General features: G+C 64.2%; 18 protein-coding genes. 7 read left to right on the forward strand and 11 right to left on the reverse strand.

What is annotated here, in order from left to right; genetic code table 11:
• Nucleotides 1-18 precede the first annotated feature (18 nt).
• The 5 genes from benB to hisN all read right to left on the reverse strand — a co-directional run bounded on the left by benB (nt 19) and on the right by hisN (nt 5,000).
• The gene (gene benB, locus AC1MHZ_RS17245; protein WP_084857908.1) at nt 19-504 is read right to left on the reverse strand and encodes a benzoate 1,2-dioxygenase small subunit; all 486 of its coding nucleotides are present in this window, start codon (nt 502-504) and stop codon (nt 19-21) included.
• A complete protein-coding gene (gene benA, locus AC1MHZ_RS17250; protein ID WP_465001074.1) occupies nt 501-1,859 on the reverse strand; it encodes a benzoate 1,2-dioxygenase large subunit in 1,359 nt (452 codons plus the stop codon). The genes benB and benA overlap by 4 nt, the downstream gene beginning before the upstream one ends.
• Nucleotides 1,860-1,995: 136 nt before the next feature.
• Nucleotides 1,996-2,952, reverse strand: a complete 957-nt coding sequence (locus tag AC1MHZ_RS17255; RefSeq protein ID WP_084857909.1) for an AraC family transcriptional regulator — start codon at nt 2,950-2,952, stop codon at nt 1,996-1,998.
• Between the two features lie 327 nt (nt 2,953-3,279).
• The gene (locus tag AC1MHZ_RS17260; RefSeq protein ID WP_324818580.1) at nt 3,280-4,011 is read right to left on the reverse strand and encodes a hypothetical protein; all 732 of its coding nucleotides are present in this window, start codon (nt 4,009-4,011) and stop codon (nt 3,280-3,282) included.
• A 197-nt stretch (nt 4,012-4,208) separates the two neighbouring features.
• Nucleotides 4,209-5,000, reverse strand: a complete 792-nt coding sequence (hisN, locus tag AC1MHZ_RS17265; protein WP_084857911.1) for a histidinol-phosphatase — start codon at nt 4,998-5,000, stop codon at nt 4,209-4,211.
• 159 nt (nt 5,001-5,159) lie between these two features.
• On the opposite strand from hisN, the gene AC1MHZ_RS17270 reads away from it, so the two are divergent.
• Nucleotides 5,160-6,050 carry a universal stress protein gene (locus AC1MHZ_RS17270; RefSeq protein ID WP_368828978.1) on the forward strand — a complete coding sequence of 297 codons (891 nt, stop codon included), beginning with the start codon at nt 5,160-5,162 and terminating at the stop codon, nt 6,048-6,050.
• Between the two features lie 199 nt (nt 6,051-6,249).
• Here the strand turns inward: AC1MHZ_RS17270 and AC1MHZ_RS17275 are convergent, their stop codons facing one another.
• From AC1MHZ_RS17275 to ptrR, 4 genes are all read right to left on the reverse strand, one after another.
• Complete coding sequence (locus AC1MHZ_RS17275; protein ID WP_411969637.1) at nt 6,250-6,711, reverse strand: acyloxyacyl hydrolase; 462 nt, start codon at nt 6,709-6,711, stop codon at nt 6,250-6,252.
• Between the two features lie 286 nt (nt 6,712-6,997).
• The gene (locus tag AC1MHZ_RS17280) at nt 6,998-7,744 is read right to left on the reverse strand and encodes a phytanoyl-CoA dioxygenase family protein (RefSeq protein ID WP_084858920.1); all 747 of its coding nucleotides are present in this window, start codon (nt 7,742-7,744) and stop codon (nt 6,998-7,000) included.
• A gap of 161 nt (nt 7,745-7,905) precedes the next feature.
• The gene (locus tag AC1MHZ_RS17285) at nt 7,906-8,349 is read right to left on the reverse strand and encodes a hypothetical protein (protein ID WP_084858921.1); all 444 of its coding nucleotides are present in this window, start codon (nt 8,347-8,349) and stop codon (nt 7,906-7,908) included.
• Nucleotides 8,350-8,432: 83 nt separating this feature from the next.
• A complete protein-coding gene (gene ptrR / locus AC1MHZ_RS17290) occupies nt 8,433-9,299 on the reverse strand; it encodes a putrescine utilization regulator PtrR (protein ID WP_482966695.1) in 867 nt (288 codons plus the stop codon).
• A gap of 106 nt (nt 9,300-9,405) precedes the next feature.
• Between ptrR and AC1MHZ_RS17295 the strand changes: the two genes are divergently transcribed.
• Nucleotides 9,406-10,791: an aldehyde dehydrogenase family protein gene (locus AC1MHZ_RS17295; protein WP_084858923.1), complete on the forward strand. Its 1,386-nt coding sequence runs from the start codon at nt 9,406-9,408 to the stop codon at nt 10,789-10,791.
• Between the two features lie 98 nt (nt 10,792-10,889).
• Here the strand turns inward: AC1MHZ_RS17295 and AC1MHZ_RS17300 are convergent, their stop codons facing one another.
• The gene (locus tag AC1MHZ_RS17300) at nt 10,890-11,792 is read right to left on the reverse strand and encodes a helix-turn-helix domain-containing protein (protein WP_084858924.1); all 903 of its coding nucleotides are present in this window, start codon (nt 11,790-11,792) and stop codon (nt 10,890-10,892) included.
• A 151-nt stretch (nt 11,793-11,943) separates the two neighbouring features.
• Here AC1MHZ_RS17300 and AC1MHZ_RS17305 point away from each other — a divergent pair, with 151 nt between their 5' ends.
• The 5 genes from AC1MHZ_RS17305 to AC1MHZ_RS17325 all read left to right on the forward strand — a co-directional run bounded on the left by AC1MHZ_RS17305 (nt 11,944) and on the right by AC1MHZ_RS17325 (nt 18,409).
• The gene (locus tag AC1MHZ_RS17305; protein ID WP_368828981.1) at nt 11,944-13,302 is read left to right on the forward strand and encodes a glutamine synthetase family protein; all 1,359 of its coding nucleotides are present in this window, start codon (nt 11,944-11,946) and stop codon (nt 13,300-13,302) included.
• Between the two features lie 146 nt (nt 13,303-13,448).
• Nucleotides 13,449-14,537: a polyamine ABC transporter substrate-binding protein gene (locus AC1MHZ_RS17310; RefSeq protein WP_324812287.1), complete on the forward strand. Its 1,089-nt coding sequence runs from the start codon at nt 13,449-13,451 to the stop codon at nt 14,535-14,537.
• A 12-nt stretch (nt 14,538-14,549) separates the two neighbouring features.
• The gene (locus AC1MHZ_RS17315) at nt 14,550-15,842 is read left to right on the forward strand and encodes an NAD(P)/FAD-dependent oxidoreductase (RefSeq protein ID WP_482966696.1); all 1,293 of its coding nucleotides are present in this window, start codon (nt 14,550-14,552) and stop codon (nt 15,840-15,842) included.
• A 135-nt stretch (nt 15,843-15,977) separates the two neighbouring features.
• Nucleotides 15,978-16,655, forward strand: a complete 678-nt coding sequence (locus AC1MHZ_RS17320) for a DUF3313 domain-containing protein (RefSeq protein ID WP_465002206.1) — start codon at nt 15,978-15,980, stop codon at nt 16,653-16,655.
• A gap of 98 nt (nt 16,656-16,753) precedes the next feature.
• Nucleotides 16,754-18,409 carry an alkaline phosphatase D family protein gene (locus AC1MHZ_RS17325; RefSeq protein ID WP_084858929.1) on the forward strand — a complete coding sequence of 552 codons (1,656 nt, stop codon included), beginning with the start codon at nt 16,754-16,756 and terminating at the stop codon, nt 18,407-18,409.
• Between the two features lie 41 nt (nt 18,410-18,450).
• Here the strand turns inward: AC1MHZ_RS17325 and AC1MHZ_RS17330 are convergent, their stop codons facing one another.
• Entirely contained in the window at nt 18,451-19,758 is a 1,308-nt protein-coding gene (locus AC1MHZ_RS17330; RefSeq protein WP_482966697.1) for a serine/threonine transporter, read from the reverse strand.
• Nucleotides 19,759-19,760: the final 2 nt, after the last annotated feature.

A 19,760-nucleotide genomic window follows, 5' to 3' on the forward strand; every position in this document is an offset into this window, starting at 1 on the left:
GGCTCGCGTGACCTCGGATCAGATGTGGTAGATGTCGATGACCTGACGCACGTAGTCGTTCTTGAGCACCACCTTCTTGGCCAGGATCAGCGGCTGCTCGCCGCGCAGGTCGAGGGTATAGAAGCTGGTACCGAAGTAGCTGTCGGTGGTCTTGTAGCGAAAGCTCAAGGTGTGCCAGTTGAAGCGCACCTGGCATTGCCCTTCGCCGTGCTCGACGATCTCGATGTTGCTGATGTTGTGGGAGGTGCGGGTATCCGGCACCGTGGCGCTGGAGCGCTCGGTCTTGATGCGGAACACCCGGTCCTCCAGGCCACCGCGGTTGCCGTACCAGATCAGCGAGATCTCGCGCTGAGGGTCTTCGGTGAGGGTGTCGTCATCGTCCCAGGACGGCATCCAGAAGGTCGCATCGGCGGCGTACAGCTCCAGCCATTGGTCCCACTGGGCATCGTCCAGGTAACGCGCTTCGCGGTAGAGAAAGTCCCGCACGGTGTCATGGATACTCATTGCACGGCCTCCACGGGAATCAACCGCTGTTCCTGTTCCAGGGCCTGGAGCAGGGTCTGCTGCCAGTACTTGTGCTGCAGCACGAACAGGCCTTCGTCCTCGGTGCGCACGCCCGAGAGCAGTGGCCGGAGCTCGATCTGCCGCGCCGCATCGTCGGCGCCCTCGACCCAGTGCGCAGCGCCACGGGACATGTCGTTCCAACCGCTGCCTGCGCCGTAACCGGTCTGGCAGGAGCGAAACTCCTCAAGGTCGTCCGGGGTGGCCATGCCGCTGACGTTGAAGAAGTCCTCGTACTGGCGGATACGCTTGGCCCGCGCCTCGGCGCTCTCGCCCTTGGGTGCGATGCAATAGATGGTGATTTCGGTCTTGTTCACCGAGATCGGCCGGGCGACACGGATCTGCGAGCTGAACTGATCCATCAGGTAGACGTTGGGATACAGGCACAGGTTGCGCGAGTTCTCGATCATCCAGTCGGCGCGGGCCTGGCCGAAATCGGCCGCCAGCTGGTCGCGCCGCTCGTAGGCCGGGCGGTCCTCAGGGTTGGCCCAGCGAGTCCAGAGCAGCAGGTGGCCATGGTCGAAGGAATAGAAGCCCCCGCCCTGCTTGGCCCAGGCGCCGGCGCTCATGGTCTTGATCTCGTCGCCAGCCTCGCGCTGCTTGCGTTGGTTCTGGGTGGCGGCGTAGTTCCAGTGCACGGAGCTGACGTGGTAGCCGTCTGCACCGTTCTCGGCGGTGAGCTTCCAGTTGCCTTCGTAGATATAGGAACTGGCACCGCGCAGCACCTCCAGGCCCTCGGGCGACTGGTCGACGATCATGTCGATGATCTTCGCCGACTCGCCCAGGTGCTCGACCAGCGGCTTGACGTCGGCATTCAGGCTGCCGAACAGGAAGCCACGGTAGGACTCGAAGCGTGCCACCTTGGTCAGGTCATGGGAGCCATCGCAGTTGAAGCTGTCAGGGTAGCCGGCATTGGCCGGGTCCTTGACCTTGAGCAGCTTGCCGCTGTTGTTGAAGGTCCAGCCATGGAACGGGCAGGTGTAGCTGGCACGGTTGCCGCGCTTGTGGCGGCAGAGCATCGCGCCACGGTGGCTGCAGGCATTGAGGAAGGCGTTGAGTTCCCCGTCCTTGTTGCGCGCGATGAAGATCGGCTGACGCCCCATGTTCAGGGTCAGGAAGTCGTTCTTCTCGGGGATCTGGCTTTCATGGGCCAGGTAGATCCAGTTGCCCTCGAAGATGTGTTTCATCTCCAGGTCGAACAGGCGCGGGTCGGTGAACATCTCCCGCTTGCAGCGGTAGACACCTTTTTCCCGATCGTCCTCGAGCATGGCATTGAGGTAGTCGAATCCCAGGGACATGGCCAGGGTCTCCATTTGTTATTGTTCAGGCCATGTCAGGTTAGGGCGGGGTCGGCAGGGGCAATATCCGGATCGTGCAGAGTGCTATCCGAATTGTGCAGGTTCACGTTCGCAGGGCCGCGCCCACGAAAGAGCGCTACACGCGGCGCTTGAGCGTCTCGGAGGGCAGCTCACCGAACTGTTGCCGGTAGCTGTCCGAGAATCGGCCCAGGTGCAGGAAGCCGTAGTCCAGGGCCAGCTCGGTGACATTGCGCACCGGGCAACTGGCATCGCTCAGGCAGGCGTGCACCTGTTCGAGCTTGCGCTGGCGAATGTACTGCCTGGGTGTGATGCCCAGGTGCCGGTCGAACAGTGCATAGAGCGAGCGCACGCTCATGCAGGCCTGCTCGGCCAGGCCTTCGGCCGAGAGCTCCAGCTTCAGGTTGCGGTCGATATGCTCGAGGATCCGTTCCAGGCCCGCCCCTGGCGAGCCGAGGGCTTCACGCAGGACATTGGTGTGCATCAGCGTCAACAGCTTGCTGGCGACGATCTGGCTGTAGTGCCCCTGCACCCGCGGTAACGCATCGCTCACCTCGGCTTCGTGACAGACCATGGCCAGCAGGTTGACGAAACCATCCAGTTCTTCGAGCCGGTAGTGATTGCGCAAGAAGCGCACACCGCCGCTGGGCCGTTGCCAGCGCTGTTCGTCGCAGATCGACTCGAGCAGGCGCGTGGGCACCTTGAGGATGAATTTCTCGCAGTCCTGGGAATAGGTGAGGTCCACCGGGTCGTCGGGGTTGATCAGCAACAACTCCCCTGGCACCAGGTAGTGTTCGCGCTGGTGCCCACGCCACAGGCAATGGCCGTTGAGCAGGATCTGCAGGTGGTAGATGGTTTCCAGCGCCGGTGAGGTGACCCGCACGCTGCCGCCGTAGCTGATACGACACAGGTCCAGCTCGGCGAACTTGCGATGGCTCAGGCTGGCCTGGGGGTGGGTGGTGCGGGACAAACCGATGCAATGCTGACCCACATGCCGGTTGACGTAGTCGGACACGGCATAGGGGTCGGCGTGGTGGAACACGCTGCTGCGCTCGCTCAACAGGCGGCTTTCCATAGGCAAGGCACTCGGCTTCGTTATTGTTCTGGTCGCCGCGCCCTACGGGCACTCAAGGCCCGTGGCCACGGTCGCTCACGGTCAGTCTATCGAGCCGGTGGTGCAAGGATACGGGCAGGCGACCACCGGCGGTGCCCGGCACAGGCTAAGCAAAAAGCCGGCGAGCAGGCAATGGGACCAAAGCAAAGGCTGTGCGAACAGCGAACGATCGACGATCAGACCTGTTCGATGATCGGACGGCCGCGTCATCTGTAGAACGGGGCACTGTGGAGCGGCTTGCCCCGTGATCAGGCCGGGCCCGATATCACCGTCGATTGTCCAAAGGTGCTACTGCACCGGCAGGAAGTTCATCAGCAACAGGCTCTGGGCGTAGTTCAGGCCGATGCGCCGGTAGCGTTCGTCGAGCATCTGGGCCAGCAGGTCCAGCCGCGCCACGATCTTGCCGAACTCCACGGCGAAGCTCAGGTTGCTGCCTTCTTCGGATATCTCGTTGGAGAACAGCAGCAACACCCCGTTGGCATCCTGGCGCTGGCTGAGCATCCAGGTGGCCTTCTCGATGTTGCGCGCAGCGTTGTTGACGAACAGCGGGTCGATGGTGTCGGTCATGTAGAACTCGGTGCGCCCGCCATGGGCGGTGATCACCATGCTGCCGATGGCGTAGATGAACGCCCCGACCCGGTCGCCGCGAAACTCCGGGCTCAAGGCGTAGCTCAGGGCCGCAAGGTCGCGACGGTTGCCCAATTGCGGCAAGGGCTGACGCTGCTCGATGGCCAGACGAATCTGCCGCTCGGCGGTGGCGGCGTCGAGGTAGCCGGACAGTTTCCATTGGCTGGGGTTGCGCTGGTAGAGCTTGTTCATCAGCAGATACAAGCTCTGCAGGTTGTCACGCATGGACAGGGTCGCCATGCGATCGACGCTGGTCTGGAACAGCTCGCTGGGCTTGCCGTCACCGAACTGGGTGATGATGTCGCGGCCCTGCTCCTGGGTACAGGCGCACAGCGCGAGCGTGGCGCCTGCCAAGAGCAGGCGCGAGGAAGATTTCAGCAGTGATACAACCATCGGCACCGGGATCTGAGGTCAACGGCTGGGGCGGACATCGGCCCAGCCTGGCCATGGATAGAGCCCGTAAATGCGAAAAAGTGCGATGGTGGGCAACACTCCGGGACTGCATTGCGGCCCAATCGCGACGCAAGACGCCCTCCAGGCCCTGTGGGAGTGGGCTTGCCCCGCGATTGGGGTGCAAAGCGCCCCCGCTGCTACATGGCGTGACGCAACATCTCCACCACCTGCGCATGCAGCGCCGGGTCGCCACACGCCACCACGCAACCGCCATTTTGCGCCGAGCTGCCATCCCAGGCAGTGATCACTCCGCCGGCGCCTTCGATGATCGGCATCAGCGCCTGCACATCGTACGGCTGCAGGCTGGCCTCGACGATCACATCGACGAAGCCCGAGGCCAGCATGCAGTACGCATAGCAGTCGCCACCGTAGCGCATCAGCCGCGCCTTCTGCGCCACGGCTTCGAAGGCTGCCTTGCGCTCGGGCGTGTCGAACATGTCAGGGGTGGTGCACATCAATGTGGCCGCGGCCAGGTCAGCGCAGGCCCGGGTCTTGAGCGGCGTACCGCTGCGCCAGGCGCCGCCGGGGGTGCCGACGAAACGTTCGCCGGTGAAGGGCTGGTTCATCACCCCCACGACCGGGCGGGTGCCGTCATTCAGGGCGATCAGCGTGCCCCACAGCGGCAGGCCGGTGATGAAGGCGCGGGTGCCATCGATCGGGTCCAGGACCCAGGTCAGCGGGCTGCTGCCGACGGCCGCGCCGTGTTCCTCGCCGAGAATGCCATGCTCCGGGTAACGGGCCAGGATCTGCCCGCGCATGGCATCTTCGGCGGCCTTGTCGGCCACGGTCACCGGGTCGTACAAGCGCCCGCCCTTGTCCTCGACGTCCAGGCTTGCACGGAAATACGGCTGGATCGCCGCGGCGGCGACATCGGCCAGCTGCTCGGCGAAGGCGCGGAATTCGCCAATCTGTTCAACGCTCAGGGACATGGATCGGGCCTCGATGTGGAGAAAGGGCTCGCATCATACCCCAGGTCCGGCGCGTCGGCTGGTCGGCCGGTAGGGTCTAGACTGAATGAGGGATTCGGCCATTTGGCCCGGACAACCAGCGCTGGCAGGAATGGGGGCTGCCGCACGTGGAGGTATGAGATGAGCCAGTTCAAGCGATTGTTCGTCATGCTCGGACCGCAGATGCGCCACACCCCTGCCCTGCAGCGGGCGGCGGCGCTGGCCGAGTCCAGCGGTGCACTGCTGGATATCAACGTGTTCGTCGACGATGTCGACACCTTCGGTCTGATGAGCGACAGTCGCGAACGTGAGCGCCTGCTCGAACACAACCGCCAATGGTTGGCCGACGAGGCCGAGCAACTACGCAATGCCGGGCTGGATGTGTCCACCGAGCTGCTGCTCACCCGCGACCCGTTGGGCAGCGTGCTGGAGCAGGTCGAACGCCTGGGCTGCGACCTGCTGGTCAAGGATGTGCAGCATGAGCCGGTGCTCAAGCGCCTGCTGGTGACGCCCCTGGACTGGCAACTGCTCAAGGACAGCCCCATCGCCGTGCACCTGGTCAGCGATATCCGCCTGCCGCTGCCCCGGCAGATCGCCGCTGCGGTAGATCTGAACTGCCACGAAGGTGCCGAGCATTTGGACGAACAGGTAATCCGATGCGCCCACGCCCTGGCCTTGCAGTGCAACGCCGAACTGCACCTGCTGCACGTCTGCGATGCGGCCAAGACGCATATTGCCGACTTCGGTGCCGGTACCGTGACCATGCCAGGCTTCGATGGCAGCGTGCGCACCGCCCAGCGGGCAGCCTTCAACCGCCTGGGCGACCATCACCAGATCGACCTGGAGCGCAGGCATTTTCTCGAAGGGCCGGCCATACGGGAAATCGCCCAGTTCGTCAGCCACAGCCGGGCGGACGTGATCGTCATGGGCAGCCACCGGCACGATGCGATGCGTACCTTCCTCGGCGGGACCACGGCCCATGTGGTGGAACACCCGCTGTGCAACGTGCTGGCGATCAAGGCGGTGCGGTGAGGCATGGGGCCCAAGCGCGAGGCAAGCCCGCTCTCATAGAACAACGCATGACCATTTGATTTGCGGCACCCTGTGGGACCGCCGCACCGCCGCTCCCACAGGGGCTGCATTGGCCGCTTGTTCTCTGCGCGACAGCGCAGCAGCCCGAAGGGCTGGGTAATCTCCCACGAAACAAGCGGAGCCTGGGCCGTATTGGCGATCAGAAGCCTTTGCTGTAGTACAGCGAGTAGGATTCGATACCGTCGTTGGGTTGCTTCAGGCCGGCATTGGAATAGTGCATCGCGCGAATACCGATCTTCTGCTCTTGCGGCAACTTGAGACCAAAGCCGATGCGGTCTTCGAAGTTGACCGAAGAGCCCAGGCGCTGGTCGCCGACATCGGTCTTGGAGAACGCGGCAAGGCCGATACCCGCCTCGATGAACGGGGTATAGGTGAAGCCGCTGAATTCATAGACGAACACCGGGCTGAACGACAGCGAGTGGGCACCACTGGCTTCACCGCCCTCCCAGTACGTATAGGCCGCATCCCAATAGCCAGTCAGGTGGCCCGTGTTGCTTTCGAACCACTTCTTGTCCCAGTCGAACGAAAGGCCGATGCGGTAGGTCATGTCGCCTTGGCCAGTGGCACCAACGGCGCCGGACACTTGTGCGGCCTGGGCCATGTTGGCGCCGGCCAAGGCCAGGACGGCGGCGGCCAGCGAAGCGGCGAGACGGGTTTTCATCAATGACATCTCCTGATGGTCTTCACGGACAAGCCGGTGCATTGCCTGCCGGCTTGTTGCCAGTCGGGGGCTCGTGCCCCTCGTTCTTGCTTGTCGAACCTGGTGCATCCAACCAAGTAACAAGGCGTAATACTTTTTCGATTATCGACCAGTTAAACAAAAAGTTGAAACTCATTTGCCACTAAGGTCGACAACAGACTGTTGCAGTTTTGTCAGCAATGCATTTTCAGTCATAGACCGATTCCTGGTGTTCTCCCAACAACCTTCGTTGCCGCGGTGTCGCCTCTTCCACGACTTCGGGATTGAACCGCCACGTCAAGTAAGGCGAAAACTTCTGCGCGACCATGCGCCGGCCATAGTGCACCTGAAGCATGTCGCGGTCTCGCCCGCCACTGCTGTTGGCCCCGCCGCTATGCCAGACATCGCTGCGAAATACCAGTGCGTCACCCGCCTGGCACAGCACCGCCCGTGCGCCCTGCCCCAGCCAACTATCCTCGCCATCACGGGGCGGGCGGCCGGCCCGGTGGCTGCCGGGCACGATCCAGGTCGGCCCCACGGCATCGTCGATATCGCACAGGTACACCTGGGCGGTAAGGATCTGCGCCGGTTGGCTGAAGTCCTCACGGGCACGTATCCAGTCAGGCATCTCCATCGGCAGATAGTCCAGGTGCAGCCCCATGCCGGGGTACCCCGGATGGCTGCGCCAGGCTGTCTGGCCGATCACATGGCAATCGGCGCCCAGCACCGCTTCAGCCAGCTCGATCAGCGGTGGCAGGTCGAGAAACGACAGCCACAACGGGTCGCGGTTGAATACGCACTTGTAGTGTTCGAGCAAGCCCTGGTAGTCCCAGTGCAGCGGTTGCAGGTCGTCGATGGCGCAACGCAGCAAGGCAATGCGCAGCGGGTCGAGTACGCCCGGAATCAGTATGTATCCGCGGTCATGCAGGGATTGCAACTGGACGTCCAGGTTCATGGCCATGCTCCGGCAGGCACGCTCTGAAGTATCAGAAGGGCGAGGATTCAGGATCGTTCAAAAAATATAGGCCCGATCCGTGGCGCCGTGTGACGACGGACCGAGCCTTGGCTGCTGAACCCATGGAGTACATGTGTACTCCAGCCTTTTTCTGGCGAGCCCTAACGCCAGTGCAGGTTCACATTGGCCGGCGCCTTGCCGTCCACTGTCACTTGCTGCTGCACGGTTTCGCCATCGGCGGTACCGGTCACGCGGTACTGCCCCGGCGGCAACTGCACGAACAGCAATGGGCCGACATCCTGCAATGCCAGTACCGGCTGGCCCTGGGCATTCTGGATGTCCACGGCGGCGCCGCTCTGGAACTTGCCTTCCGGGCCGATCGACAGGGTAACGTGCAGGTCATAGCCCGGGGTGCGACGCAGGGCATTGGCTTCGTCCTGGCCGATACCACCCTGCAGATAGCGCACGCCGTTCTGTTCCTGCGGCTGCAGGTGCACGCCTTGCGGATCGATCGGTGCGTTCAGGTCGGCCGCGGCGGCCAAGGTCCAGGGCATGACCAGGGCCACCAGCAGCGCCGCGCACAAGCCGAAATGATGGTTGCGCATGGTGCATTCCTCCCTCGAGGGATGGTCTACACAATGTTCGACGCCGTGCCAGCAGTGGCGTTCGAGCCAGACAGGGCCGCCCGTCAGGCCGCGCGGCGTTCCTCGAGCAGCTTGATGAACGTGCTCAGGCTGCGCGACACCGTGCCCCGGCGCCAGACCAGCCAAGTCCTGAGGTAGCGAAAATCCTCCGACAGCGGCCAAACGCTCACCGTGCTGCAACCGGGCATGCTGTCGAGCATGCTGCGTGGCATCAAGGCAAGGCCGGCACCGGCGCTCACGCAGGCCAGCATGCCGTGGTAGGACTCCATTTCATGGATCTTGCCCGGCACCGCCTGGTCCTGGACGAACCAGTTCTCGAAATGGTGGCGGTAGGAGCAGTTGGCGCGAAAGGCATAGATGCTCTCGCCGTTCACATCGCGGGCACGGCCCACCGGGGCATGGTTGAGCGGTGCGATGATGACCATTTCCTCCTGGAAAACCGGCATGCCCTCCAGGGTGGGGTGCAACACCGGGCCATCGACGAATGCTGCCACCAAGCGCCCAGACAACACGCCTTCGAGCATGGTCCCCGACGGCCCGGTGGACAGGTCCAGGTCGACCTTGGGGTAGCGCTGGTTGTAGGCCGCCAGCAGCCCGGGAATGCGCACCGCCGCGGTACTTTCCAGCGAGCCCAGGGCGAAGGTGCCCTGGGGGTCCTCTCCCGCCACGGTCAGGCGCGCCTCGTGCACAAGGTCGAGGATGCGCCGGGTGTACTCGAGGAAGTTCCACCCGGTCGGTGACAGGCGCAGGCGGCTTTTCTCGCGGATGAACAGGTCGACGCCCAGGTCTTCCTCCAATTGCTTGATCCGCGTGGTGAGGTTCGACGGCACCCGGTGGATCTGCTGGGCAGCGGCGCTGATGCTGCCGTGCTCGGCGACGGCCTTGAAGATTTCCAGTTGCACCAGGTCCACAGGCTTTCTCCATTCGTGAATGTTTCGCTCATTATTATTCAGTTTTCATTAACGCTGCACGCCACTAGTCTGGGCGCTCGCTGGACACAACAATGAGGAGCCCGCCATGAGCGAGATCAGCAGCCTGACCCACGCCATTTCCATCGACCCACACAGTGGCGAGCGGATCGGCCACTACCCCTTCGATACCGACGCCGCACTGGAAGCGGCGCTGCAACGCGCCAAGGCAGGCTTCGGCCACTGGCGTCAGGTGTCGCCGGGTCAGCGCAGCGAATACCTGCTCGCCCTGGCCTCTGCCCTGCAGGCCCGGCATGAAACCTTCGCGCAGATGATCAGCCGCGAGATCGGCAAGCCGATCACCCAGGCCCGTGGCGAAGTCAGCAAGTGCGTAGGCTTGTGCCAGTGGTACGCCGAACACGGCCCGGCCATGCTCGCGCCGGAGCCGACCCAGATCGAAAAGGCCCGCATCGAGTACCGCCCGATGGGCCCGATCCTCGCCGTGATGCCGTGGAACTTCCCGATCTGGCAGGTGCTGAGGGGCGCCGTACCGGCGCTGCTGGCCGGCAACACCTATGTGCTCAAGCACGCACCGAACGTGATGGGCAGCGCCTACCTGCTGCTGGAGCTGTTCAAGCAAGCCGGCCTACCAGAAGGGGTGTTCGAGGTGATCAATGTCACCCCGGAGGGGGTCACCCGTGCCATCAATGACCCGCGCATCGCCGCGGTCACCCTCACCGGCAGCGTGCGGGCCGGCATGGCCATCGGCGCCCAGGCCGGTGCCGCGCTGAAAAAGTGCGTACTCGAACTGGGCGGTTCCGACCCGTTCATCGTCCTGGCTGACGCTGACCTCGACGCTGCAGTCAAGGCAGCGGTCATCGGTCGCTACCAAAACACCGGCCAGGTCTGCGCGGCCGCCAAGCGCATGATCGTCGAGCAAGGCATCGTCGAAGCGTTCACGCAAAAGTTCGTCGAAGCCACCCGCCAGCTCAAGATCGGCAACCCGCTGGACGACGACACCTACATCGGCCCGATGGCCCGTTTCGACCTGCGCGACGAACTCGACGGCCAGGTCCAGGCAACCCTGGCCGAAGGCGCGACCCTGCTGTTGGGCGGCAAGAAGGCCGAAGGCGTGGGCAACTACTACGAACCCACCGTGTTCGGCGACGTTACCCCGCACATGACCGCCTTCAAGCAGGAACTGTTCGGCCCGGTGGCGGCGATCATCACCGCTCGGGATGCAGACCATGCCGTCGAACTGGCCAACGACAGCGAGTTCGGCCTGGCCTCGACCCTCTACACCGCCGACCTGGCTTTGGCCGAGCGCATGACCGCGGCGCTGGATACCGGTGGCGTGTTCATCAACGGCTACTGCGCCTCCGACCCCCGTGTGGCCTTTGGCGGTGTGAAGAAGAGCGGCTTCGGGCGGGAGCTTTCGCATTTCGGCGTACGAGAGTTCTGCAACGTGCAGACCGTGTGGCTGGATCGCAACTGATTCTGTGCGGGTACGGCATAGGTTCGCCGGGGTAGCTTTGGCGCCTGTGGAATCGAGCGCCGCCCGCGCGGCGTTCGATCTCATAGGCAGCGGAGCGGCTATGGCGAACGCTTGAGGGTCTCGCTCGGCAACTCCTTGAACAGCTCCCGATAGCTTTCGGAAAACCGCCCCAGGTGCCAGAACGACCAGCGCATCGCCACCTCGGCCACGGTCACGTCCCCGGCGCCATGGCGCAGCAAGTCACGCCTGGCCCCATTGAGCCTGCGCAACCGCAGCCACTGCCCCGGCGGCATGTCGGTGAACGCCTTGAACGCCTGCTGCAACTGACGCAACGACACCCCGGCCACATCGGCCAGCTCCATCAAGTTGAGGGTTTCTTCTGGGCAATCGGCCGCCCATTCGCTGACCCGGCGCATGATCGCCCGCGCTTCGTCACGCCGCCCCAGGGCATCGCCCTGCAGGCGCTGGCAGGCGTTGTCGAGGATGAACAGGCAGTCTTCCAACAGTTGCTCGGCCAGCGCCTTGCCCTCCAGCGGGTAATCGGCATCGCCCAGCCGCGTGAGGGTCGCGCTCAGCCAGCTGCCGAACAAGGCGTTCTGCCCACTGCCGAGGGGCACCATGAACAACCCGTCCAGCCGCTCCAGGTTCAACCCATGGCGCACCATGAACGCCTGGTCGAAGACCACCGCCACTTCCTGGTAGTTCTCCGGGGTGATCCAGATATTGCGGCTGTCTTCGTTGAGCAGGTAGAGGCTGTTGTCGCTGCGGTCGAAGCAGAACGCCAACGACCCGCTCGGCGCGCGGAAGAACTGTTCGACCCGCGTGTTCAGGCTCTCTTCGTAAACCTCCACCCCATCGAGCCCCAGACAACGCAGCTGGCCGTTGAAATGCCCGGGGGACATCTGCCGGTATTGTTGCTGCCACCCCGGGGTGGCGCGCACCTGTTCGGTCACGTCATGAGTATGGAAAGCCTGGACCTGCAAGGCATTGGCCGTTGTCACGCGCTCGCCCCTTATGCACTCTTTTGGTGCATTTGTTCGCGAAGAAAGTGGATAGATCGCCCCGAGGGGCTGCGACCAAGATAGACCTCAGCGCGTCGCCTGGGAAGATTCCAACGCGGACTCGCCCACAAAACCCAACCAAGAGGTCTGTATGAACGCCCCCTTCGATCAGCTGTCCGCCTGGCTGAAAGAACACCGGATCACCGAAGTCGAATGTGTGATCAGCGACCTGACCGGCATTGCCCGCGGCAAGATCGCCCCTACCGCCAAGTTCCTCCATGAGCGCGGCATGCGTCTGCCGGAAAGCGTGCTGCTGCAGACAGTCACCGGCGACTATGTCGACGACGACATTTACTACGACCTGCTCGATGCCGCCGACATCGATATGGTCTGCCGCCCCGACCCTGCGGCGGTGTACCAGATTCCCTGGGCGATCGAGCCCACCGCCATCGTCATCCACGACACCTTCGACAAGCATGGCAACCCGATCGAGCTGTCGCCACGCAACGTGCTCAAGAAGGTGCTCAAGCTGTATGCCGACAAAGGCTGGCAGCCGATCGTGGCCCCGGAAATGGAGTTCTATCTGACCCAGCGCTGCGAAGACCCGGACCTGCCCCTGCAGGTGCCGCTGGGGCGCTCGGGCCGTGCCGAGAGCGGCCGGCAGTCGTTCTCCATCGATGCGGCCAACGAATTCGACCCGCTGTTCGAAGACGTCTACGACTGGTGCGAACTCCAGGGCCTGGACCTGGACACGTTGATCCACGAAGACGGCCCGGCGCAGATGGAGATCAACTTCCGCCACGGTGACGCCCTGGACCTGGCCGACCAGATCACCGTGTTCAAGCGCACCCTGCGCGAGGCGGCGCTCAAGCACAACGTCACGGCCACCTTCATGGCCAAGCCGATTACCGACGAACCGGGCAGCGCCATGCACCTGCACCAGAGCGTGGTCGACATTGCCACCGGCAAGCCGATCTTCGTCAACGACGACGGCAGCAAGAGCGAGCTGTTCCTGTACCACATCGGCGGCCTGCAGAAATACATCCCCAAGGTGCTGCCGATGTTCGCACCGAACGTCAACTCGTTCCGCCGCTTCCTGCCGGACACCTCGGCACCGGTGAACGTCGAGTGGGGCGAGGAAAACCGCACCGCCGGCCTGCGCGTGCCGACCTCCAGCCCCGAGGCCATGCGCGTGGAGAACCGCCTGCCCGGCGCCGACGCCAACCCGTACCTGGCGATCGCCGCGAGCCTGTTGTGTGGCTACCTGGGCATGGTCGAGCGGATCGAGCCGAGCGCGCCGGTACAGGGCCGCGCCTATGAGCGGCGCAACCTGCGCCTGCCGATCACCATCGAGGATGCGCTGCAGCACATGGAAGACTGCCAGATCCTGCACCAGTACCTGGGCCGGCAGTTCGTCCAGGGCTACGTGGCGGTCAAGCGCGCCGAACACGAGAACTTCAAGCGCGTGATCAGCTCATGGGAGCGTGAATTCCTGCTGCTGAGCGTCTGAGCTTCGGGGCGCCTGTGGGAGCGGGTCTACCCGCCAAGGCATGGGTCGATAAGCGGCCTATTCGCCAGAGAACCCGCTCCCACGGGGTCTTTGCCCGCCAGCTCCGAAACAACACCGTAAACAACAAAGCCAAACGAGGTGTCGACATGCGTCATCTGCAAACCCTGATTCCCGCCGCGCTCACCCTGCTGTTCGGCGCGGCCGCCCAGGCCCAGCCCGAGGTCAAGGTCTACAACTGGACCGACTACATCGGCAGCACCACCTTGGCCGACTTCCAGGCCAGCACCGGCATCAAGGTGGTGTACGACGTGTTCGACTCCAACGAAACCCTGGAGGGCAAGCTGCTCGCCGGGCGCACCGGCTACGACGTGGTGGTGCCCTCCAACCATTTCCTCGCCCGCCAGGCCAAGGCCGGCGCCTTCATGCCGCTCGACCGCGCCAAGCTGCCGAACTGGAAGCACCTGGACCCGACGTTGCTCAAGCAACTGGAGCAGAACGACCCCGGTAACCAGTACGCTGTGCCCTACCTGTGGGGTACCAACGGCATCGGCTACAACGTCGACAAGGTCAAGGCGGCACTGGGCATCGACCATGTCGACTCCTGGGCGGTCCTGTTCGAGCCGCAGAACCTCGAAAAGCTCAAGCAGTGCGGCGTCGCCTTCATGGACTCGCCCGACGAGCTGTTCCCCGCCGTGCTCAACTACATGGGCCTGGACCCGCGCAGCGAAACCCCTGGCGACTACGCCAAGGCCAAGGCCAAGCTGATGGCGGTACGCCCCTACGTGACCTACTTCCATTCGTCCAAGTACGTTTCGGACCTGGCTAACGGCAACATTTGCGTGGCCTTCGGTTACTCCGGCGATGTGTTCCAGGCCGCCCAGCGCGCCGAAGAGGCCGGCAATGGCGTGAAGATCGCCTACAGCATTCCCAAGGAAGGCAGCAACCTGTGGTTCGACCTGCTGGCGATCCCCAAGGACGCGGCCAACCCGGAACAGGCCCTGGCCTTCATCAACTACCTGCTCGACCCGCAGGTGATCGCCAAGGTCAGTGCCACCGTAGGCTACGCCAATGCCAACCCCGACGCCCAGGCGCACATGGACACGGCGCTGGTGAACAACCCCGAGGTCTACCCGCCCCAGGCCGTGCTGGACAAGCTCTATGTGTCCACCACCCAGAGCCCGAAGATCATGCGCCTGATGACCCGCTCCTGGAGCGATATCAAGTCCAACCGTTGAGCCGAGCCCGTCATGCACACTACCCAACACACCGCGTCCTACTACGCCGCCACGGCGCGCCACAGCACGCCCTACCCCGCGCTCGAGGGCGAGCTTTGCGCCGATGTCTGCGTGGTCGGTGGCGGCCTGACGGGCGTCAACACCGCCCTTGAACTGGCCGAGCGCGGGCTCTCGGTGATCCTGCTGGAGGCCCGGCGCATCGGCTGGGGCGCCAGCGGGCGCAACGGCGGGCAACTGATCCGCGGAATCGGCCACGACGTCAGCGGCTTTGCCCGCTACGTCGGCCAGGACGGCGTGCGCTACCTCAAGCAGGCCGGCATCGACTCGGTCGAGCTGGTCGCCGAGCGCATCGCCCGCTATGGCATCGAATGCGACCTGCGCTGGGGCTTCTGCGAACTGGCCAACACCTCGGCGCAGTTCGCCGCCTTCAAGAACGAACAGGACGACCTGGCCGCGCTCGGCTACCGCCACGAGACCCGCCTAGTGGGCCCGGAGCGAATCCACGAGGTGGTCGCCAGCGACCAGTACGCCGGCGGCCTGGTGGACATGGGCTCGGGCCACCTGCACCCGTTGGACCTGGTCCAGGGCGAGGCCCGCGCCGCCGCGCAGCTGGGGGTACGGATCTTCGAGCAGAGCCCGGTGCAGCGCATCGAACATGGCCCTACCGTGACCCTGCACTGTGCCCGCGGCAAGGTCCGGGTCCAGAGCCTGGTGCTGGGCTGCAATGCTCACTTGGATGAGCTGGAGCCGCGCCTGAGCGGCAAGGTGCTGCCCGCCGGCAGCTACGTGGTGGCCACCGAGCCGTTGCCCGAACGCGTGGCGCATGCGCTGATCCCGCAGAACATGGCCCTGTGCGACCAGAAAGTGGGTCTTGACTACTACCGCCTGACCGCCGACCGCCGTCTGCTGTTCGGCGGCGCCTGCCACTATTCCGGTCGCGATCCGAAGGACATCGCCGCCTACATGCGGCCCAAGGTGCTCAAAGTGTTCCCGCAGCTGGGCGATGTGCGCATCGACTACCAGTGGGGTGGGATGATCGGCATCACCGCCAACCGCTTTCCCCAGGTCGGCCGGCTGAGCCAGCACCCCAATGTCTATTACGCCCAGGGCTACTCCGGCCATGGCCTGAACGTCACCCACTGGACCGCACGATTGCTGGCCGAGTCCATCGCCGTGGGCCACAGCCATGGGCTCGACGTGTTCAGCGCCGTGCCGCACCTGACCTTCCCCGGCGGCAAGGCCCTGCGCTCGCCACTGCTGGCCCTGGGGATGCTGTGGTATCGGCTGCGGGAGGTGTTGGGCTGATGTCGACGGCCCGTTCGCAGATGGGGGCGAACGGCTCGCCAGTTCAAGGAATGGCTATTCAACTACATGGCCACTGGCCAACTCGCAATGTCCTGCTAGCGTTGTTCTGGCCGCTCTCTCAAGGATGCCGAACCCATGAAAGCACTGCCCCGCGTCACCCTATTGTGCGCCGCCCTGCTGGCGCTGGCCGCCTGCTCCAGCAACCGCGTCGACCCCAGCGACTACTCCGGCTTCCTCAAGGACTACAGCCGCCTGCAGCCGGCGGAAAGTGCCTCCGGCGTGCCGGTGATGCGCTGGATCGATCCGAACGTCAAGGCCAGCCAGTACACCCACGTGTTCATCGAACCCAGCCAGTTCTACCCCAAGCCGCAACCGACCGAGGTGATCTCGGCCCAGACCCTAGGCCAGATCACCCGTTATTTCAACGAGGCAATGCGCCGCGAGATGGGCAGCGTGCTGACCCTGGCCAAGGCTCCGGGGCCCAATACCATCGTGGTACGCCCGGCAATCACGGCGGTGTCCACCAGCACCGAAGGCCTCAAGCCCTATGAGGTAATCCCCATCGCGCTGGTGATCGCGGCGGTCAACACCGCTGCCGGCGGCCGCGACCAGGACGTGAAGGTCGCCGTGGAAGCGGCCTTCCTGGATGGGGCCAACCAGAAGGTACTGGCCCAGGTGGTGCGCAAGGGCAGCGGCACGGAACTGGAAAACGACACCCAGAAGCTCACCCTCGAGGACGTCAAGCCCGTGCTCGACGGCTGGGCCAGCGACATGCGCCGCAGCTTCGTCGCCCTGCGCGACAAGGCCCGCTGACGCCCCTGCCCCTGGCGTGGGGCACCCTGGGCAAGCGAAACGGCCAAACCCGGTCTTTAATGGCCGGTAGACCGTGATCCGCACTCAGGACGAGCCCCATGCCACTGCTTGACCCCACCTCCAACGAAAGCAAGTATTCCAAACTCTCCAGCGCCGCCCTGATCGGCGCCACCACACCGACCAGCACTCGCCTGTGGGTACGCCTGTATCGCCCCGGGACCTGGTACCTGGCGGTGAGCGCCCAGCCACTGCGTGGCGACCTGGTTCGCCTGGGCGACCTGCCCGTGCCCCAGTACCTCAAGGGCCAGGGCATCAAGACCGTGTACCTCAAGGCCCAGACGCTGAGCTTCGAGACGGACGTGACCGGGGTGTTCGATGTCGACGGGCTGAAACCCGGCACTACCTACTACTACGCCTTGATCAGCGACGAACGCGACCCGGCCAAGGTGGGCCGGCGCACCGAGATCGGCGGCGACCGCCCACGCTTCTTCGTCACCCCGCCGCAGGCACCTGCTACCCTCACCTTCGGTTTCTACAGCTGCCACGATCCGATCAGCGCCGACGGCAGCGCCGGAGCCTGGCCCCTGATGCACCAGCAACTGGCCGATCAGCGCGCCACCTTCGTCATCGGCGGTGGCGACCAGGTGTACGTGGACACCAACAAGAAGAACGGTTTCCTGGACATCTGGGAATGGCTAAAGGACAACAAGGACGAACTGCTGCAGGCCTACAAGCAAGGCAAGGGCTACGACAAGCCCGGCATCGAGCGCTACCTGTGCAACCTCTACCGCTGGTTCTACCGGGTCTACTGGAATGTGCCCAGCCAGCGGGAAATCTACGAGCGTCTGCCTCAGTACATGATCTGGGACGACCACGAGATCATGGACGGCTGGGGCTCGTTGACCAATGCCGAGCGGCGCAAGCGCATCGCCCTACTGTTCGAGAGCAGTAACCACACCGCGACCAACCAGATGCTCGTCGACCTGATGTGGCGTGCCGCCTGCCGGGTGTACTACGAGTACCAGCACAGCCACAACCCGCCAACGCCGATCGACCTGAACGACCCCGACGCCTGCCAGTGGGACTACGCCTTCGAGCAGGGCCGTTCGGCCTTCTATGTACTGGACATGCGCGGTCATCACGACGTCGAGGCAGACGACCCGTACAAGCTGCTGGGCAGCGCGCAGATGAAGCGCTTCGCAAGCTGGCTGAAAAGCCCGGCGGTCGAGGCTGCCGATGCGGTGTTCGTGGTATCGCCAGTACCGGTCATGCATTGGCGCAATGCCGTGACCAACTACGCCGACATCGGCTCGTTCAAGGACGACTGCATGGACGAATGGGACCACAAGACCAACCAGGCCGAGCGCAAGCACCTGCTCGACCAGGTGTTCGCGACCCTGGGCGGCAGTGGCAAACCGGTGGTGTTCCTCAGTGGCGACGTGCATTGCGCCGCGGTGTTCCGCCTGCTGCACAAGCGCTACCCGACCGCCAAGGTGTTCCAGGTCACCTCCAGCGCCATTTCCCGGATGCCGGCGCCAGGCGTGCTGAAGCTGGCGATCAGTGCAGGCGGCAGCATGCCCGGAATCAACGACATTGTCTGCGAGCGCTGGTACGCCATGGCCGGCTCGAAGAATTTCGCCATGCTCCAGGTCCGCCCGTCGCTCGACGGCACCCAGACGGAGGTATTGGTGGAGCTGCATTGGCCGGGTGGCGATGACGGTGAGCTGACCAAGCGGCGTGTGCTGCTCAAGTGAGCCAGGGGCGACAGGGCTGCGAAGCAGCCCTGCCCGCCCACTCAAGCCACGAAGGAATAGACGATCGCCGACAAGGTGATCAGCCCTACCAACACCACGAACAGGTTCGACAGCCTGCCCGAGTACTGGCGCAGGCTCGGCACCTTGTGCACGGCATACATCGGCATCAGGAACAGCAGGCAGGCGATCACCGGCCCGCCCAGGCTTTCGATCAGGCCGAGGATGCTCGGGTTGAGCGTCGCGACCAACCAGCAGGCCAGCACCATGAATAACGCCGTCACCCGCTCCAGGCGCTTGGCCGGCCAGGCCTTGCCGCGCCCGCGCAGGCTCTTGATGATCATGCCCTGGAAGCCTTCGCTGGCACCGATGTAATGGCCCAGGAACGACTTGGTGATCGCCACCAGGGCGATCAGCGGGGCGACGAAGGCGATCACCGGGGTCTGGAAGTGGTTGGCCAGGTACGACAGGATCGAGATGTTCTGCGCCTTGGCCGCCGCCAGGTCGCCCGGGCTCAAGGCCAGCACGCAGCTGAAGCAGAAGAACATCACCGTCACCACCATCATCAGGTGGGCGGTGGCCAGGGTACGGCCGCTCTTGCGGTCGGCATCGGCACCGTAGCGGTGCTTCTGGTCCACGGCGAAGGCCGAGATGATCGGCGAGTGGTTGAACGAGAACACCATCACCGGTATCGCCAACCACAGGGTCAGCAGCAGCTTCGATGCGTCCAGCCCTTCATTGGCCTGGGCGAAGAAAGCGCCGTTCCAGTTGGGAATCAGGCTCAGGGCGAGCAGCAGCAAGGAGGCGACGAAGGGATAGACCAGTACGCTCATGGTCTTGACGATGATCTGCTGGCCGCAGCGCACCACGACCATCAAGCCCAGGATCAGCAACAGCGACAACAGCGCCCGCGGCGGAGCGGTCATCTGCAGTTGGTGCTCCAGGAAGCTGGTGAGGGTGTTGGTCAGGGCCACGCTGTAGACCAGCAGGATGGGGAAGATGGCGAAGAAGTACAGCAACGTGATGAGCTTGCCGGCACCTGTGCCGAAATGCTCTTCCACCACTTCGGTGATGTCCTCGCTGCCGCCTTTGCGGCCGGACAGCACGAAGCGGGTCAACGCCCGGTGCGCGTAGAAGGTCATGGGGAAGGCCAGCACGGCCAGGATCAGCAACGGCCAGAAGCCTCCCACGCCGGCATTGATCGGCAGGAACAAGGTCCCCGCCCCGATCGCCGTGCCATACAGCCCCAGGGCCCAAGTGGTGTCGTGCCGGTTCCAGCTGGTCGTGCCCTCGGTCGAAACCGGGGCGGCCGAATCCGCACGAATGCTCGTGGTGTTTTGTACATCAGTCATGG

This window comes from Pseudomonas sp. FA-1 (assembly GCF_056856075.1).

Bases quoted from the DNA above. Each gene is read 5' to 3' on its own strand.
- benB (WP_084857908.1), bottom strand. From the start codon at position 504: ATGAGTATCCATGACACCGTGCGGGACTTTCTCTACCGCGAAGCGCGT.
- benA (WP_465001074.1), bottom strand. From the start codon at position 1,859: ATGTCCCTGGGATTCGACTACCTCAATGCCATGCTCGAGGACGATCGG.
- AC1MHZ_RS17255 (WP_084857909.1), bottom strand. From the start codon at position 2,952: ATGGAAAGCCGCCTGTTGAGCGAGCGCAGCAGCGTGTTCCACCACGCC.
- AC1MHZ_RS17260 (WP_324818580.1), bottom strand. From the start codon at position 4,011: ATGGTTGTATCACTGCTGAAATCTTCCTCGCGCCTGCTCTTGGCAGGC.
- hisN (WP_084857911.1), bottom strand. From the start codon at position 5,000: ATGTCCCTGAGCGTTGAACAGATTGGCGAATTCCGCGCCTTCGCCGAG.
- AC1MHZ_RS17270 (WP_368828978.1), top strand. From the start codon at position 5,160: ATGAGCCAGTTCAAGCGATTGTTCGTCATGCTCGGACCGCAGATGCGC.
- AC1MHZ_RS17275 (WP_411969637.1), bottom strand. From the start codon at position 6,711: ATGGCCCAGGCCGCACAAGTGTCCGGCGCCGTTGGTGCCACTGGCCAA.
- AC1MHZ_RS17280 (WP_084858920.1), bottom strand. From the start codon at position 7,744: ATGAACCTGGACGTCCAGTTGCAATCCCTGCATGACCGCGGATACATA.
- AC1MHZ_RS17285 (WP_084858921.1), bottom strand. From the start codon at position 8,349: ATGCGCAACCATCATTTCGGCTTGTGCGCGGCGCTGCTGGTGGCCCTG.
- AC1MHZ_RS17295 (WP_084858923.1), top strand. From the start codon at position 9,406: ATGAGCGAGATCAGCAGCCTGACCCACGCCATTTCCATCGACCCACAC.
- AC1MHZ_RS17305 (WP_368828981.1), top strand. From the start codon at position 11,944: ATGAACGCCCCCTTCGATCAGCTGTCCGCCTGGCTGAAAGAACACCGG.
- AC1MHZ_RS17310 (WP_324812287.1), top strand. From the start codon at position 13,449: ATGCGTCATCTGCAAACCCTGATTCCCGCCGCGCTCACCCTGCTGTTC.
- AC1MHZ_RS17315 (WP_482966696.1), top strand. From the start codon at position 14,550: ATGCACACTACCCAACACACCGCGTCCTACTACGCCGCCACGGCGCGC.
- AC1MHZ_RS17320 (WP_465002206.1), top strand. From the start codon at position 15,978: ATGAAAGCACTGCCCCGCGTCACCCTATTGTGCGCCGCCCTGCTGGCG.
- AC1MHZ_RS17325 (WP_084858929.1), top strand. From the start codon at position 16,754: ATGCCACTGCTTGACCCCACCTCCAACGAAAGCAAGTATTCCAAACTC.
- AC1MHZ_RS17330 (WP_482966697.1), bottom strand. From the start codon at position 19,758: ATGACTGATGTACAAAACACCACGAGCATTCGTGCGGATTCGGCCGCC.